The organism is Mesorhizobium sp. P2_B11 (assembly GCF_056404855.1).
Genome location: NZ_JBFUDF010000012.1, coordinates 57,294 through 71,080, shown reverse-complemented (window position 1 = coordinate 71,080; position 13,787 = coordinate 57,294). Strand labels below are relative to the sequence as shown.

General features: G+C 63.7%; 14 protein-coding genes, 1 tRNA gene and 1 pseudogene. 11 read left to right on the top strand and 5 right to left on the bottom strand.

All coding sequences use genetic code 11. From position 1 onward, the window contains the following. Positions 1-1,020, bottom strand: a complete 1,020-nt coding sequence (locus AC1DYJ_RS29595) for an LLM class flavin-dependent oxidoreductase (RefSeq protein WP_477283038.1) — start codon at positions 1,018-1,020, stop codon at positions 1-3. Positions 1,021-1,349: 329 nt separating this feature from the next. On the opposite strand from AC1DYJ_RS29595, the gene msuE reads away from it, so the two are divergent. From msuE to AC1DYJ_RS29570, 5 genes are read left to right on the top strand one after another with little or no spacing between them, the layout of a single operon-like run. Next, a complete protein-coding gene (gene msuE, locus AC1DYJ_RS29590; protein WP_477283040.1) occupies positions 1,350-1,907 on the top strand; it encodes an FMN reductase in 558 nt (185 codons plus the stop codon). 59 nt (positions 1,908-1,966) lie between these two features. Further along, positions 1,967-3,343 carry an LLM class flavin-dependent oxidoreductase gene (locus AC1DYJ_RS29585; RefSeq protein WP_477283042.1) on the top strand — a complete coding sequence of 459 codons (1,377 nt, stop codon included), beginning with the start codon at positions 1,967-1,969 and terminating at the stop codon, positions 3,341-3,343. A 25-nt stretch (positions 3,344-3,368) separates the two neighbouring features. Continuing rightward, on the top strand, positions 3,369-4,217 hold the full coding sequence (locus AC1DYJ_RS29580; protein WP_477283044.1) for an ABC transporter permease: 849 nt from the start codon (positions 3,369-3,371) through the stop codon (positions 4,215-4,217). Between the two features lie 51 nt (positions 4,218-4,268). Beyond that, entirely contained in the window at positions 4,269-5,267 is a 999-nt protein-coding gene (locus AC1DYJ_RS29575) for an ABC transporter substrate-binding protein (protein ID WP_477283046.1), read from the top strand. Positions 5,268-5,291: 24 nt separating this feature from the next. Then, positions 5,292-6,056, top strand: coding sequence for an ABC transporter ATP-binding protein (locus AC1DYJ_RS29570; RefSeq protein WP_477283048.1), 765 nt, complete (start codon positions 5,292-5,294; stop codon positions 6,054-6,056). A gap of 44 nt (positions 6,057-6,100) precedes the next feature. Here the strand turns inward: AC1DYJ_RS29570 and AC1DYJ_RS29565 are convergent, their stop codons facing one another. From AC1DYJ_RS29565 to AC1DYJ_RS29555, 3 genes are all read right to left on the bottom strand, one after another. After that, positions 6,101-6,487, bottom strand: a complete 387-nt coding sequence (locus AC1DYJ_RS29565) for a hypothetical protein (protein ID WP_477283050.1) — start codon at positions 6,485-6,487, stop codon at positions 6,101-6,103. Positions 6,488-6,589: 102 nt separating this feature from the next. Further along, positions 6,590-6,665 (bottom strand) — tRNA-Ala (locus AC1DYJ_RS29560). A 174-nt stretch (positions 6,666-6,839) separates the two neighbouring features. After that, positions 6,840-7,232 (bottom strand): TIGR02300 family protein, encoded by a 393-nt coding sequence (locus AC1DYJ_RS29555; protein ID WP_477283052.1) that lies wholly within the window; start codon positions 7,230-7,232, stop codon positions 6,840-6,842. Positions 7,233-7,439: 207 nt separating this feature from the next. Between AC1DYJ_RS29555 and aroA the strand changes: the two genes are divergently transcribed. The 6 genes and pseudogenes from aroA to AC1DYJ_RS29525 all read left to right on the top strand — a co-directional run bounded on the left by aroA (position 7,440) and on the right by AC1DYJ_RS29525 (position 13,018). Beyond that, on the top strand, positions 7,440-8,798 hold the full coding sequence (aroA, locus tag AC1DYJ_RS29550; protein WP_477283054.1) for a 3-phosphoshikimate 1-carboxyvinyltransferase: 1,359 nt from the start codon (positions 7,440-7,442) through the stop codon (positions 8,796-8,798). Further along, positions 8,795-9,073, top strand: a pseudogene (locus AC1DYJ_RS29545) (DUF6881 domain-containing protein); the annotation flags it as partial. The gene aroA and the pseudogene AC1DYJ_RS29545, both read left to right, overlap by 4 nt. Before the next feature lie 30 nt (positions 9,074-9,103). Beyond that, the gene (gene cmk, locus AC1DYJ_RS29540) at positions 9,104-9,754 is read left to right on the top strand and encodes a (d)CMP kinase (protein ID WP_477283331.1); all 651 of its coding nucleotides are present in this window, start codon (positions 9,104-9,106) and stop codon (positions 9,752-9,754) included. Between the two features lie 204 nt (positions 9,755-9,958). Next, the gene (rpsA, locus tag AC1DYJ_RS29535; protein ID WP_015314259.1) at positions 9,959-11,656 is read left to right on the top strand and encodes a 30S ribosomal protein S1; all 1,698 of its coding nucleotides are present in this window, start codon (positions 9,959-9,961) and stop codon (positions 11,654-11,656) included. A 158-nt stretch (positions 11,657-11,814) separates the two neighbouring features. Then, on the top strand, positions 11,815-12,636 hold the full coding sequence (locus AC1DYJ_RS29530; RefSeq protein ID WP_477283056.1) for an MOSC domain-containing protein: 822 nt from the start codon (positions 11,815-11,817) through the stop codon (positions 12,634-12,636). A gap of 79 nt (positions 12,637-12,715) precedes the next feature. Further along, positions 12,716-13,018 (top strand): hypothetical protein, encoded by a 303-nt coding sequence (locus AC1DYJ_RS29525; RefSeq protein WP_477283058.1) that lies wholly within the window; start codon positions 12,716-12,718, stop codon positions 13,016-13,018. A 21-nt stretch (positions 13,019-13,039) separates the two neighbouring features. Here the strand turns inward: AC1DYJ_RS29525 and AC1DYJ_RS29520 are convergent, their stop codons facing one another. Next, a complete protein-coding gene (locus tag AC1DYJ_RS29520) occupies positions 13,040-13,747 on the bottom strand; it encodes an SDR family NAD(P)-dependent oxidoreductase (protein WP_477283060.1) in 708 nt (235 codons plus the stop codon). Between the last annotated feature and the right edge of the window lie 40 nt (positions 13,748-13,787).

The window sequence follows — 13,787 nt, the reverse complement described above, 5'->3', positions numbered from 1 at the left end:
TCAGCGCCAGCCGAGAGCTGGCGCGACGTGCTTCAGGATCGCCTCGATGACGTGGGCATTATACTCCACGCCGAGCTGGTTGGGGACGGTCAGAAGCAGCGTGTCGGCCTCGGCGATCGCTTCGTCCTCTTTCAGCTGCTTGACCAGCACATCCGGCTCGGCCGCGTAGGTGCGACCGAAAACGGCGCGCTTCTCCGGTTCGATGTATCCAAAGTGGTCCTCGCTGTCGTTGCCGCCGAAATAGGCGCGGTCGCGGTCATCGACCAGCGCGAAGATGGAGCGGCTGACCGACACGCGCGGCTCGCGCGCATGCCCGGCTTCCTTCCACGCCGCGCGGAAGGCGCGGATCTGTTCGGCCTGCTGGATGTGGAGCGGCTGGCCGCTCTCGTCGAACTTCAGCGTCGAGCTTTGCAAATTCATGCCGAGCTTGGCCGCCCATACGGCAGTGGCGTTGGTGGCGGCGCCCCACCAGATCCGATCGCGCAGGCCGGCCGAGAACGGTTCGAGGCGCAGCATTCCGGGCGGATTGGGAAACATCGGCCGCGGATTGGGCTGCGCAAAGCCTTCGCCGCGCAGTACGTTCAGGAAAACCTCGGCATGGTTGCGCGCCATGTCGGCGTCGCTCTGGCCTTCCTGCGGCACGTAGCCGAAGTAGCGCCAGCCGTCGATCACCTGCTCCGGCGAGCCGCGGCTGATGCCGAGCTGCAGCCGGCCGCCGGCGATCAGGTCGGCAGCACCGGCATCCTCGGCCATATAAAGCGGATTCTCATAGCGCATGTCGATGACGGCGGTGCCGATCTCGATGCGGCTGGTGCGGGCGCCGACCGCGGCCAGAAGCGGATAGGGCGAAGCAAGCTGGCGGGCAAAATGATGCACGCGGAAATAGGCGCCGTCAGCACCAAGCTCCTCGGCCGCCGCCGCCAGGTCGATCGACTGCAAAAGCGCATCGGCAGCCGAGCGCGTCTGCGATTGCGACGAGGGCGACCAATGGCCGAAGGAAAGAAAGCCGATCTTTTTCATGCGTGCGTCCTGTTCATTGCAAGCCCGTACTTCGTCGCCCGTGCGATTGGGTTCAATCGAATCTGACGCAACGCAGTGTCAATGGCGCCGACCCTTGACGGTTTCGCGACGATACCCATCAGCATGCAAGGCACCAGGATTGTCTATTTGTCGGAGCCAGCGGAGATCAACCGGCATCTGTCGCGTCGCTTTGGGCCAAATGAACCAAGGAAAGGCGATGTGCCGCAAACTCCATTCGCTTCGCGGGCTGGTTTTGAAATCTTCTCGCTCATTTAATTCTACAAAATCGGTAGCCTTAATGCACATACCACGTGCAAGGAGCCGTAAAAATGTCGAGAAAGCTGGTGGTGGGGTTGTCTGGCAACCTGACCCGTCCGTCCAAGACCAAGGCTTTCGTAAGCCACATCGCCGGTGAAGTGGCGAGCCGTGCCGGTGCCGCCTTGAGTGTTTTCGACATCGAGGATCTCGGCCCGTCCTTTCCGCTCGCAAAGAGACTTGACGACCTCGATGCGGCGGCCCGCAGCATCGTCGAGCAGCTGCTGGGCGCCGATGTGCTGGTGGTCGGCTCGCCGACCTTCAAGGGCAGCTATACCGGGCTGTTCAAGCATTTCTTCGACCTGCTCGACCCGTCGTCGCTGCGCGGCAAGCCGGTCATCCTTGCGGCGACCGGCGGCGGCGAGCGCCATTCGCTTGTTGTTGAACACCAGTTGCGGCCGCTGTTCGGCTTCTTCGAAGCGCAGACCTTGCCGACCGCGATCTACGCCTCGGACAAGGATTTCGCCAATGGCGTGCTGGTGTCCGAAGCCGTCCAGGCGCGGGCGAGGCAGGCGGTGGCCGAGGCATGCCGCGTGGCCGGCGTGCCCTACAGCGTCGTCCGTGCCGCCTGACACCCACCGATCAGGGACGCACAACATTCCTTCCCGCATCGACCAGAAGGACGCCTGCAATGACCCGAGCCAGCAAATCCCAGAGCAAGCCGCGGCAGATCAAGCTGGGCGCCTTCCTGCCCGGCGGCGGGCAGCATATTGCCGCCTGGCGCCATCCCGATGCGCCGGCCGACGGCGCCACCAACTTCGAGTTCCACAAGCAGCTGGCGCTGACCGCCGAGCGCGGCCTGTTCGACGCCTATTTCCTGGCTGACAATCTGACCGTCGGCCTCGGCGCCCGCGAAGGCGGCAATGCCAAGATCGCCGGCTTCGAGCCGGTGACGCTGTTTGCGGCGCTGGCGCCATTGACCACGCATCTCGGCTTCATCGCCACGGCCTCCACCACCTATGAGGAGCCCTATACGCTGGCGCGCAAATTCGCGTCGCTCGACCTGTTGTCGAACGGCCGCGCCGGCTGGAACGTGGTGACTTCGGCCGGCGACGAGACAGCGCGCAATTTCAACCGCGACGTCCAGCCCAACCATGCCGAGCGCCATGCCAGGGCGCATGAGCATGTCGAGACGGTCAAGGCGCTGTGGGACAGCTGGGAGGATGACGCCTTCATCCGCGACAAGCAGTCGGGCCGCTTCTACGACAAGGACAAGCTGCACGACATCGACCACAGGGGCGAGCATTTCAGCGTCAAGGGTCCGCTCAACGTGCCGCGTCCGGTGCAGGGACATCCGGTTGTCGTACAAGCCGGCCAATCCGAAGACGGGCGCGGACTTGCCGCGCACTCGGCCGAAGTCATTTTCACCGCCCATCAGAAGCTCGAGACAGCGCAAGAATTCTACCGCGACATCAAGGCGCGCGTGGCGGAAGTAGGCCGCGATCCCGACCAGGTGCTGATCATGCCGGGCGTCGCGCCCTTCGTCGGTCGCACCGAGGACGAAGCTCGCGCCAAATATCAGCAGCTCAACGACCTGATCCTGCCCGAGGACGGTGTCGCGCTGCTCAACAGCCTTGCCGGACAGACCCTCGACATCCGTGGCTATCCGCTCGACGGCCCGCTGCCGCCGAGCAAGGAAACCGAAGGCATGAAGAGCCGTCAGGCGCTGATCCGGCAGATCGCCGACGAGCACAACTTCACCATCCGCCAGCTCTATCAATGGGTGGCAACGGCGCGCGGCCACTACACCATCGTCGGCAGCGTCACGCAGGTCGCCGACCAGCTGGAGGAATGGTTCACCAGCGAAGCGGCGGACGGCTTCAACATCCTGCCGCCCTGGCTGCCCGGCGCGCTCGACGATTTCGTCGACCTAGTCATTCCCGAACTGCAACGGCGCGGCCTGTTCCGCACCGCCTATGAAGGCCGCACACTGCGCGAGAATCTCGGTCTCAGACGCCCGGAAAATCCATGGACCGCCGCCCGCTCGACCGTGCTTGCCGCCGAATGATCCTCGAAGCTGAAGGGATGACGCGATGACATTGCAGCACATCGATCGGCCGATCACGATCCGCGCCAGTCGCAGCGAAAGCGGGCTCGGCGACGACTTTCTGCGCCTCGGCGGCAGGGCGACCGTCCGCTTCCTGAAGCGCTACGGTGTGCTTGTCGCTTTCCTGGCGCTCTGGCAGGTGGCGAGCAGCGTCGGATGGGTCAACGCGGCAGTGCTGCCGCCGATCGACATGATCATCGCCGCGCTCTGGAAAGGGCTTGCCGGCGGCAGCCTGCTCGGCGACATCGCCATCAGCCTGCAGCGCGCCGGCATTGCCTTTGCGGCCGCCGTTGCAGTCGCCATCCCGCTCGGCCTGTTCATGGGCCAGGTGCGCCCGGTCGAAACCGCGCTCGATCCGATCCTGCAGGTGTTCCGGCAGACCTCGGCGCTGGCGCTCTACCCGGTGTTCATCCTGCTGCTCGGGCTTGGCGAAACCTCGAAGATCTTCGTCATCTTCTGGGCGACGCTGTTTCCGCTGCTGCTCAACACCACCAGCGGCGTCAAGGAAGTCGATCCCAAACTGCTTGAAATGGCGCGCGTCTACGGCGCGAGCCGGCTTACCGTGTTTCGCCGGGTCGTGCTGCCGGGCGCCGTGCCGTCGATCTTTGTCGGCCTGCGGCTGAGCGCCACCACCGCGCTGCTGCTGCTGATCGCCTCGGAGATGATCGGCGCCAACAAGGGCATCGGCTTCCAGGTGATGAACGCGCAGTACAATTTCCAGATCCCGCTGATGTTTGCGGCAATCGTCATCCTCGCCGGGCTCGGCCTGATCGCCAACCAGGCGCTGGTTACGCTGCAGCGGCGGCTCTGCCGCTGGAGCAATCCTGTCAACTGAGCAGCCCCCACCTCAACCCCGGCCTCCTTCAAAATCAGGAAAGATCTGATCATGAAAATCACCCGCCGTTCCCTGCTTGCCGGCGCACCGCTTGCCGCCGGCCTCATCGCCGCCGGCCTGCCACGCTTGGCCTTTGCTGAAACCGCACCGGTGAAATTCCGCTATCTCGCCAGCCGTGGCAGCATCTCGCCACATGAGCTCGCCGCCGAGCTCGGCTACTACAAGGGGCTCGGTGTAGAGCTGGAGAATGTCGGCTATGCCTCGGGTGGACCGGAATCGCTGTTTGCGCTGTCCTCCGGCAGCGTCGACCTCGGCTCGGCCGCCACCGCGGCGGTGATCAACTCGATCTCGGGCGGCAACGACTTCGTCGCGGCGTATCCGAGCAACGGCATCAACAAGGACGTCAAAAGCGTCTTCTATGTGCTGGAAGACAGCCCGATCAAATCGATCGCCGACATCGCCGGCAAGACCATCTCGGTCAACACGCTCGGCGCCCATCTCGACTATACAGTGCGCGAAGCCCTGCACAGCGTCGGCCTGCCGCCGACTGCCGCCAACCTCATTGTCGTGCCCGGGCCGCAGCTTGAGCAGACCTTGCGTTCGCGCCAGGTCGACATAGCCGGGCTCGGCTACTGGCAGGCAACGTTTGCCGGCGCGCTGGTCGCCAATGGCGGCGTGCGCGGCGTGTTCGACGATACCCAGGTGCTCGGCGAACTCGCCGGCGGTTTCGTCGTGCTCAGGCGCGACTTCATTGCCGCCAATCCGGATGCAGCGCGCAACTTCGTCGAACAGTCGGCGCGCGCTTCGGACTGGTCGCGCCAGAACCCGGACGAAGCCCGCAAGGTGCTGGCCAATCTCCTCAACAAGCGCGGCGAAAACGGCGATCTCGCCAAATACTGGACCGGCTTCGGACTTCGCGAAGGTGCGCAGGCGACCGACCGCGACATCGATTTCTGGGTCGCCGTGCTGGAGCGCGACGGCCGTCTGGCCAAGGGCAAGCTGAAGGCCGCCGACATTCTGTACCGGCCCGGCGAAACCAAGACGAACTGAGCTCCAAAATAGCTGAGAGATGAGATGACCGGTTCCAACCGTGGCGGAGAGGTCTCGATCCGCGACCTCTCCAAATCCTTCAGCCTCGGCGGGCGCAGGCTTGCCGTGCTGCGGACGCTCAACCTCGACATCCGTTCGGGGGAATGCCTGGTCATCGTCGGCGCCAGCGGCTCCGGCAAGACCACGTTGCTGCGTATTCTTGCCGGACTGGAGGCCGCCGACAGCGGCGGCGTCGCGATCGACGGCCAGCCGGTCCACGGCGTCGGCGCCGAGCGCGCCGTGATTTTCCAGGAACCGCGCCTGCTGCCTTGGCTAAGCGTGCTCGGCAATGTCGCCTTCGGCCCCGAAGTCCGCGGCGTGCCCAAGAAGCAAGCCGAGGAACGCGCCCGCTTCTACGTTGCGCTGGTCGGCCTTGCCGAATTCGCCGATGCCTTTCCGAACCAGCTTTCCGGCGGTATGGCGCAGCGCGTCGGCATCGCCCGGGCGCTGACCGTCCAGCCCGAGATTCTTCTGCTCGACGAGCCGCTGGGGGCGCTGGACGCCATGACCAAGATCGGCATGCAGGAGGAACTGGCGCGCATCTGGAGCGAGGAGAACGTCACCATGGTGATGGTTACCCACGATCTGGAAGAGGCGATCTATCTGGCCGACCGCGTGCTGATCCTGCCCAAGGAGAAAGGCGGCGCGGCGCGATTGATCGACATCGACCTGCCACGCCCGCGCGAGCGCAGCGAAACCCGCTTCGTGCGCTATCGCGAAGAATTGCTGCGCGAATTCGGCCTGCACTGATCGGGGCGGGCGCCAGCCGCGGCTGACCGCCAGAGCCCTCTCGGCTATTGCTTGGTGAACGTGCCCGTATAGGTGCGGTCGGCAAGCCCATAGGTGACGGCCAGCGTTCCGTCCGCCTGCATGACCGCGCTGACGTCCCCGCCATTGGGTAGGCGCCGCAGTTTCAACGTGTTGCCGAAAATCTTGCCTTCGCCGTCGGCCACGCCCGGTTTGTTGTCGGCGACATCGCCCCAGGCGTAGGTGGCGGTGACATTGCCGCCGCGCGAAATCGTCAGCACGGCGAGCTTGCCGTCATACATCCCGTCCAACTGTCCGCCCCATATGCCGGAAAATGCGACATATTTGGCCGGGATGCCCTCGCCGGGGGGCATGACCCTGACAGACGGATCGAGGACCGCCGCACCGTCCGCAGAGATCGCGGCAGGCGCCATGGGCTGAGGTGCGGGCGCTGGCGGCGGGGATGATGGTTCAGGCGCCGACTGGCAGGCGACAAGCATGAAGGCCGCGAAACCGAGCGTCGGAAAGAGACTGTTTGGTGGAGCCAATCGGAATCGAACCGACGACCTCTTGAATGCCATTCAAGCGCTCTCCCAACTGAGCTATGGCCCCACTCCGGCAGTCAGCCGGCGCCGTTGCCGGCGTAGAGGTCCGGCGCGGTTTTCAACACCGCGCCGTTTAGTGCAGGCGGCTTCTAACCCCGCCTTCCCTGAAGATCAAGCCTACCAGGGCCGCTTTTTCGTCACAGCCCGCGAAGGCTGCTAAATGCATGCGTCCGAAGCGTTCTTAGACCTCGTCGTCGTCGTCGCCGACGCCGATCATGTCAGCGACATCGTCATCTTCTTCTTCTTCGTCGGCAAGGAACGTATCGTCCTCGTCGTCGCCGAGGTCGACATCGTCCTCGTCGTCGCCCAGATCGGGAAGGTCGTCGCCGGCCTTGACGTCTTCGTCGGCCTCTTCAAGCGAGACGACTTCAACGCCTTCTTCTTCCTCGGCGTCTACTTCCTTCTCGGCCACTTCCTCTTCCTCTTCGATGGCGGCAACCTTGCCTTCCTCGAAGTAGGAACGCGGATATGTCTTGCCCGTATAGGGCGAGACGATCGGGTCCTTGTTCAGGTCGTAGAATTTTCGACCCGTCTCAGGGTCGACACGCTTTGTGCCAAGTTCATTTTTTGCCACGGCAAGCCTCGTCAATAAAAGAGTGGTCCCCATAACCACAGTTTACCGCGCTGTCAAAGCGAAAAGCCGGCGTCACAAAACCAAGGACTTAAAGGCCTCGCGCCAAGTGACGGCCATGGGGATGACCATTTCCCCCCGCCGTGATACGAGACCGCCGCAACAAATGAAAAGCGCCGGTGCGCCGGCATTCTGCCCCAAGGAAATTCCATGTCTCACGCCGCCGCTGCCAGGCCGGCCACCGCCCGCAAATCCTCCGCCCTTTCCGGCACCGCCCGCGTGCCGGGAGACAAGTCGATCTCGCACCGTTCCATGATGTTCGGCGGCCTCGCCTCCGGCGAAACCCGCGTCACCGGCCTGCTCGAAGGCGAGGACGTGATGCGCACGGCTGCGGCCATGAAGGCGATGGGCGCGCATATCGAAAAGCGCGGCGCCGAATGGGTGATCCGCGGCACCGGCAATGGCGCGCTGCTGCAGCCGCAAGGCCCGCTCGACTTCGGCAATGCCGGCACCGGTTCGCGCCTCACCATGGGTCTTGTCGGCACCTACGACATGGAAACGACCTTCATCGGCGACGCCTCGCTGTCGGGACGGCCGATGGGCCGCGTGCTCGAACCCTTGCGCCAGATGGGCGTGCAGGTGCTGAAGGCAACGCCCGGCGACCGCATGCCGATCACGCTGCATGGACCGAAGCACGCAGCCCCGATCACCTACCGCGTGCCGATGGCCTCGGCGCAGGTGAAGTCGGCCGTGCTGCTGGCTGGCTTGAACACACCGGGCATCACCACCGTGATCGAACCGGTGATGACGCGCGACCATACCGAAAAGATGCTCAAAGGCTTCGGCGCCAATCTGTCGGTCGAAACCGACGAGCGCGGCGTGCGCCACATCTTCATCGAAGGCCAGGGCAAGTTGACCGGACAGATCATCGCCGTGCCCGGCGACCCATCTTCGGCCGGCTTCCCACTGGTGGCGGCACTGATCGTGCCGGGTTCGGACATTGTCATCGAGAACGTGCTGATGAACCCGACCCGCACCGGTCTGCTTCTGACGCTGCAGGAAATGGGCGGCAAGATCGACATCCTGAACCCGCGCAATGCCGGCGGCGAAGATGTCGCCGATCTGCGCGTGCGCTACTCCGAACTCAAAGGCGTCACCGTGCCGCCCGAGCGGGCGCCGTCGATGATCGACGAATATCCGGTTCTGGCCGTTGCCGCGAGCTTCGCTGAAGGCGAGACGCTGATGCAGGGGCTGGAGGAGCTGCGGGTGAAGGAATCCGACCGGCTGGCGGCGGTCGCCACCGGCCTGAAGATCAACGGCGTCGACTGCACCGAGGGTGAAGCTTCGCTCGCGGTGCGCGGCAAGCCCGGCGGCAAGGGCCTGGGTGGCCATCCCAACGGCCAGGATACGACGGTGCAGACTCATCTCGACCACCGCATCGCCATGAGCTTTCTCGTCATGGGGCTGGCGACGGAAAAGCCGGTGACCATCGATGATGCCGCGATGATCGCGACCAGCTTTCCGGAGTTCATGGATTTGATGACGGGGCTTGGCGCGGAGATCGGGTGAGATACGTTTACGTCCACTGGAAACATGACATAACAGAGGAGCCGTCCCACCTCTGGTATGAAGTCGCCGACGACAATTTTCAGAACCGAACAATAGAATTCTATGCCGATGGCTCCGTGGGCTTCGCCATTCGCGGCCCTGCCCTTGACGGGTCGGAGGATATAGAAGTCGGAGGGACCGAAAATTCAACGGAAGGCTTTCCTGACCTCGCAGAGATCAATTCGGACAGCCAGTTCGAAGCCTCGGAAGTCACGGCGGTTGACTTCGAGCGCCAATGGCGTGAGGCACTTGCATCGAGGTTTCGAATGACACACGTCTTCACCATCGCCATCGACGGACCAGCCGGCGCCGGTAAAGGCACGCTCGCCCGCCGGCTCGCCGACCACTACCGCCTCAACCTGCTCGACACCGGCCTCACCTATCGCGCCGTTGCCCATGCGCTGATCCGGCACGCGCTGCCGCTCGACAATGTGTCTGCGGCCGAAACCGCCGCCCGTCAGGTCGATCTGGCAAAACTCGACCGCGCGGTGCTGTCGGCGCATGCGGTCGGCGAGGCGGCCTCGAAGGTAGCGGTTTACCCGACCGTGCGGCGCATCCTGGTGGAAAAGCAGCGTGACTTCGCCAAGACGCCGCCGGGCGCGGTGCTCGACGGGCGCGACATCGGCACCGTCGTGTGCCCGGACGCCGACATAAAACTCTATGTGACGGCGAGTGCGCAGGTGCGCGCGCAGCGCCGGCTGGCGGAGATCGAAAGCATTGGCGGCTCCGCCAATTTCACCGAAATCCTCGCCGATATCGTGCGCCGCGACGAGCGCGACATGGGCCGCGCCGACTCGCCGTTGAAGCCGGCCGCCGACGCGCACTTGCTTGATACCTCCGAAATGGCTATAGAGGCCGCGTTTCTGGCGGCCAAAGCGATCATCGACGACGCCCTGGCCAAGAGAGATAAAGCCTGATTGAAGGTTTTCCTCGAGTTTCCGTTGCCGGAAGCGAAGAAAATACCCATATCGGGCACGAACCAGCCTGCCAGCATTCTTCATGCGCCGGAATTGCCGCTTAGGCGGCCCAGGGCTTTTGTAGCCCGGAACGCCGGCAGGCCAACGCAACGCTAACCCACGGCGCCCGTCCCGCTTCAGATGCGGGGCACTCCAGGAGAAAATATGTCAGCTGCAAATCCCACTCGCGACGATTTCGCGAGCCTGCTCGAAGAATCATTTACCACCGGTCACTCCGGCGAAGGTCAGGTCGTCAAGGGCACGATCCTGGCGATCGAAAAAGACATGGCCATCATCGATGTCGGCCTCAAGGTCGAAGGCCGCGTGCCGCTGAAGGAATTCGGCGTCAAGGGCAAGGACTCGACGCTCAAGGTCGGCGATACGGTCGAGGTCATGGTCGAGCGCATCGAGAACGCGTTGGGCGAAGCCGTCCTGTCGCGCGACAAGGCCCGCCGCGAAGAGAGCTGGGTCAAGCTCGAAGAGAAGTTCACCAAGGGTGAGCGCGTCGAAGGCGTTATCTTCAACCAGGTCAAGGGCGGCTTCACTGTCGACCTCGACGGCGCCGTGGCCTTCCTGCCGCGCAGCCAGGTCGATATCCGCCCGATCCGCGACGTCTCCCCGCTGATGCACAACCCGCAGCCCTTCGAGATACTCAAGATGGATCGCCGCCGCGGCAACATCGTTGTGTCGCGCCGCACCGTGCTCGAGGAAAGCCGTGCCGAACAGCGTTCGGAAATCGTGCAGAACCTCGAAGAAGGCCAGGTTGTCGAAGGCGTCGTCAAGAACATCACCGATTACGGTGCGTTCGTCGACCTCGGCGGCATCGATGGCCTGCTGCATGTCACCGACATGGCCTGGCGCCGCGTCAACCATCCGACCGAAATCCTCAACATCGGTCAGACGGTCAAGGTGCAGATCATCCGCATCAATCAGGAAACCCACCGTATCTCGCTCGGCATGAAGCAGCTCGAGTCGGATCCGTGGTCGGAGATCGGCACCAAGTTCCCGATCGGCAAGAAGATCAAGGGTACCGTCACCAACATCACCGACTACGGCGCGTTCGTCGAGCTGGAGCCGGGCATCGAAGGCCTCATCCACGTTTCGGAAATGTCGTGGACCAAGAAGAACGTGCACCCCGGCAAGATCCTGTCGACGACGCAGGAAGTCGACGTTGTGGTGCTCGAGGTCGATCCGGCCAAGCGCCGCATCTCGCTCGGCCTCAAGCAGACGCTTGAGAATCCGTGGCAGGCTTTTGCCTCGAGCCATCCGGTCGGCAGCCAGGTCGAGGGCGAGGTCAAGAACAAGACCGAGTTCGGCCTGTTCATCGGCCTCGAAGGCGACGTGGACGGCATGGTCCACCTGTCCGATCTCGACTGGACCCGTCCGGGCGAGCAGGTCATCGAAGAGTACAATCGCGGCGACATGGTCAAGGCGCAGGTGCTCGACGTCGACATCGACAAGGAGCGCATCTCGCTCGGCATCAAGCAACTGGCCAAGGATACGGTCGGCGAAGCCGCGACTTCCGGCGAACTGCGCAAGAACGCGGTCGTCACCTGCGAAGTCATCGGCGTCAAGGATGGCGGTCTGGAAGTGCGGCTGGTCGACAGCGGCATCGAGACCTTCATCAAGCGCTCCGACCTCAGCCGTGACCGCGACGAGCAGCGCCCCGAGCGCTTCACCGTCGGCCAGAAGGTTGACGCTCGCGTCATCGCCTTCGACAAGAAGACCCGCAAGCTGCAGGTCTCGATCAAGGCGCTGGAAATTGCCGAAGAGAAGGAAGCAGTCGCACAGTACGGCTCGACCGACTCCGGCGCTTCGCTGGGCGACATCCTGGGTGCCGCGCTGAAGAAGCAGGGCAACTAAGCCGCTTCGCGCACCGCGCGGACTGAACTATAGAACCCGCGGGCCGCAAGGTTCGCGGGTTTTTTCATGCCCGGGTGGCACAAGACAAAGACTGTGTGCCCTCTTCAATTCCATATTTGCGCCTGTAGGCTCCGGCGCATGTCAGAGAAGCAATTCGCATGAAGGTCGTCGAACTAAATCGCTATCCGGTCAAGAGCTTGCGCGGCCATGCCGTGCCGAGCGCCGACATCGAGACCATGGGCATGGAAGGCGACCGTCGCTGGATGGTCGTCGACGAGGACGGACAGTTCCTCACCATTCGCCAGATACCGGCCATGACGACGATCGACGTCGAGCATCGCGGCACCGGCATCCTGCTGAAACATGACAGGCACGGTTCGCACGCCGTCGAGGTTCCGGGCCCGGATGCCGCGCTGCGTCAGGTCAAGATTTGGAAGGATGTGGTTGCAGCAAGATCGGGCGATCCGGCCGCTGGCGCTTATCTCTCGGCTATTCTTGGCAGGCCCGTCGATCTCGTCTATTTCGACGATCCGCAAAACCGGCCGGTCGACCCTGAATTCGGCCAGCTCGGCGACTATGTCAGCTTCGCCGACGGTTTTCCGCTGCTGATCGCCACGACGGGCTCGCTGGCGCATCTGAACAACCATCTAGGTAGACCCATCGAGATGGCGCGGTTTCGCCCGAACATCGTCCTCGACGCTGAAGGCGCATGGCCCGAAGACAGCTGGAAGACGATCCGCATCGGCGCTGTCGAATTGCGCATCGCAAAACCCTGCTCGCGCTGTGTCATCACCACCCGCGATCCCTTGAGCGGCGAGCAGCCGGATCCGCGCGAACCGCTGCAGACGCTTGGTAAACTCCATCGCTCGGCCAAGGGTGGCATCATCTTCGGCCAGAACGCGATTCCGAACAACGCCGGCACAATCGCCATCGGCGACGCGGTCGAGGTCATCGAGGCGGGCGTCTCGAACCTGACATAGTCGCGGGTTCTTCTAACGCTGTAGAAGCTTTCGCGGCCGCCATGCTTGAACGGCCGGAAGCCAAACGATCGGAGGCCTTATGACCCGCATCGGTTTTGTCGCAGCATTCCTGCTGGCCTGCACAGTGGCGGCGTCGGCGGCGTTGCCGCCCTACTGGCAGCGCAAGGCCGAGATCGACGCCATCACCGACAGCAGCGATGTCGCGCGCAGGCTGGAAAACCATGGCCCCATCGACACAATCGCGCATGTCGGAGACGACCACTACCAGGTTGGCGCCGGCGGCTGCACGCTCGAAGTGTTTGTCGTCGACGACACCAGCGGCGAACAGATGCCGGGACCGCGCAAGTTCAAGCTGCAAATGGGCAAGCTCGTCTGCAAATGAGCCGCCCGCGGCGGCGCCTCCTCAGGCGCGGCCGTAAAGCGGCACCAGCGTTCCGCTCATTGCCAGATTGGCCGGCGATGCCAGATAGGCGATTGCCTCGGCGGCGGCTTCGAGGCTGACCCATTTGCTGGCATCGGCATCCGGCATGTCGGCGCGGTTGGCCGGCGTATCGAGCGTCGAGGGCGCGACCGCGTTGACCAGAATGCCCTTGTGCTTCAGCTCTTCTGCCATTGCCACCGTCATCGCCGCGACAGCGGCTTTGCTGGCGGTATAGGCGACCATGCCGGCGCCGCGGCGCGGGTCGAGCCCGGCGCGTGCCGTGACGTTGACGATGCGACCCGCCGTTGTTGAGGCGAGCATCGAGCGCACGGCGGCGCGGCAGCACAGGAAGGCAGTGCGGGCATTGGTGTCCATCATTTCGGCAAAGGATGCCGATTCGATCTTCTCCACCGGCGCCATGGCAAAGCCGCCGGCCAGATGGATGGAGGCCCACAATTCGGGGACGCCGGCATAGAAGGCATCGACCTTGGCCGGATCGGCGAGATCGACATTATGCGCCAGCTTGACGCGCTCATGCGCCGAAAAGGGAAAATGCGAAGGGGCCGAGGCGTGCGCATTGGGCACATGGCACACGGCGCCGTCGGCCAGCAATTTGCCGACAACCGCCGCCCCCAGCGCGCCAGTGCCGCCGGTGACCACGATATGCCTGCCCTGAAGTGTTTCCGTCATCCTGGACCGCTCCTGTAATTTTTTATGATTATGTTGTTCT

What these genes read in the sequence shown, in the direction of transcription:
- AC1DYJ_RS29575 (WP_477283046.1), top strand. Translation starts at nt 4,269, where the DNA reads ATGAAAATCACCCGCCGTTCCCTGCTTGCCGGCGCACCGCTTGCCGCC.
- msuE (WP_477283040.1), top strand. Translation starts at nt 1,350, where the DNA reads ATGTCGAGAAAGCTGGTGGTGGGGTTGTCTGGCAACCTGACCCGTCCG.
- aroA (WP_477283054.1), top strand. Translation starts at nt 7,440, where the DNA reads ATGTCTCACGCCGCCGCTGCCAGGCCGGCCACCGCCCGCAAATCCTCC.
- AC1DYJ_RS29520 (WP_477283060.1), bottom strand. Translation starts at nt 13,747, where the DNA reads ATGACGGAAACACTTCAGGGCAGGCATATCGTGGTCACCGGCGGCACT.
- cmk (WP_477283331.1), top strand. Translation starts at nt 9,104, where the DNA reads ATGACACACGTCTTCACCATCGCCATCGACGGACCAGCCGGCGCCGGT.
- AC1DYJ_RS29565 (WP_477283050.1), bottom strand. Translation starts at nt 6,487, where the DNA reads ATGGCGCCTGCCGCGATCTCTGCGGACGGTGCGGCGGTCCTCGATCCG.
- rpsA (WP_015314259.1), top strand. Translation starts at nt 9,959, where the DNA reads ATGTCAGCTGCAAATCCCACTCGCGACGATTTCGCGAGCCTGCTCGAA.
- AC1DYJ_RS29580 (WP_477283044.1), top strand. Translation starts at nt 3,369, where the DNA reads ATGACATTGCAGCACATCGATCGGCCGATCACGATCCGCGCCAGTCGC.
- AC1DYJ_RS29530 (WP_477283056.1), top strand. Translation starts at nt 11,815, where the DNA reads ATGAAGGTCGTCGAACTAAATCGCTATCCGGTCAAGAGCTTGCGCGGC.
- AC1DYJ_RS29585 (WP_477283042.1), top strand. Translation starts at nt 1,967, where the DNA reads ATGACCCGAGCCAGCAAATCCCAGAGCAAGCCGCGGCAGATCAAGCTG.
- AC1DYJ_RS29570 (WP_477283048.1), top strand. Translation starts at nt 5,292, where the DNA reads ATGACCGGTTCCAACCGTGGCGGAGAGGTCTCGATCCGCGACCTCTCC.
- AC1DYJ_RS29595 (WP_477283038.1), bottom strand. Translation starts at nt 1,020, where the DNA reads ATGAAAAAGATCGGCTTTCTTTCCTTCGGCCATTGGTCGCCCTCGTCG.
- AC1DYJ_RS29525 (WP_477283058.1), top strand. Translation starts at nt 12,716, where the DNA reads ATGACCCGCATCGGTTTTGTCGCAGCATTCCTGCTGGCCTGCACAGTG.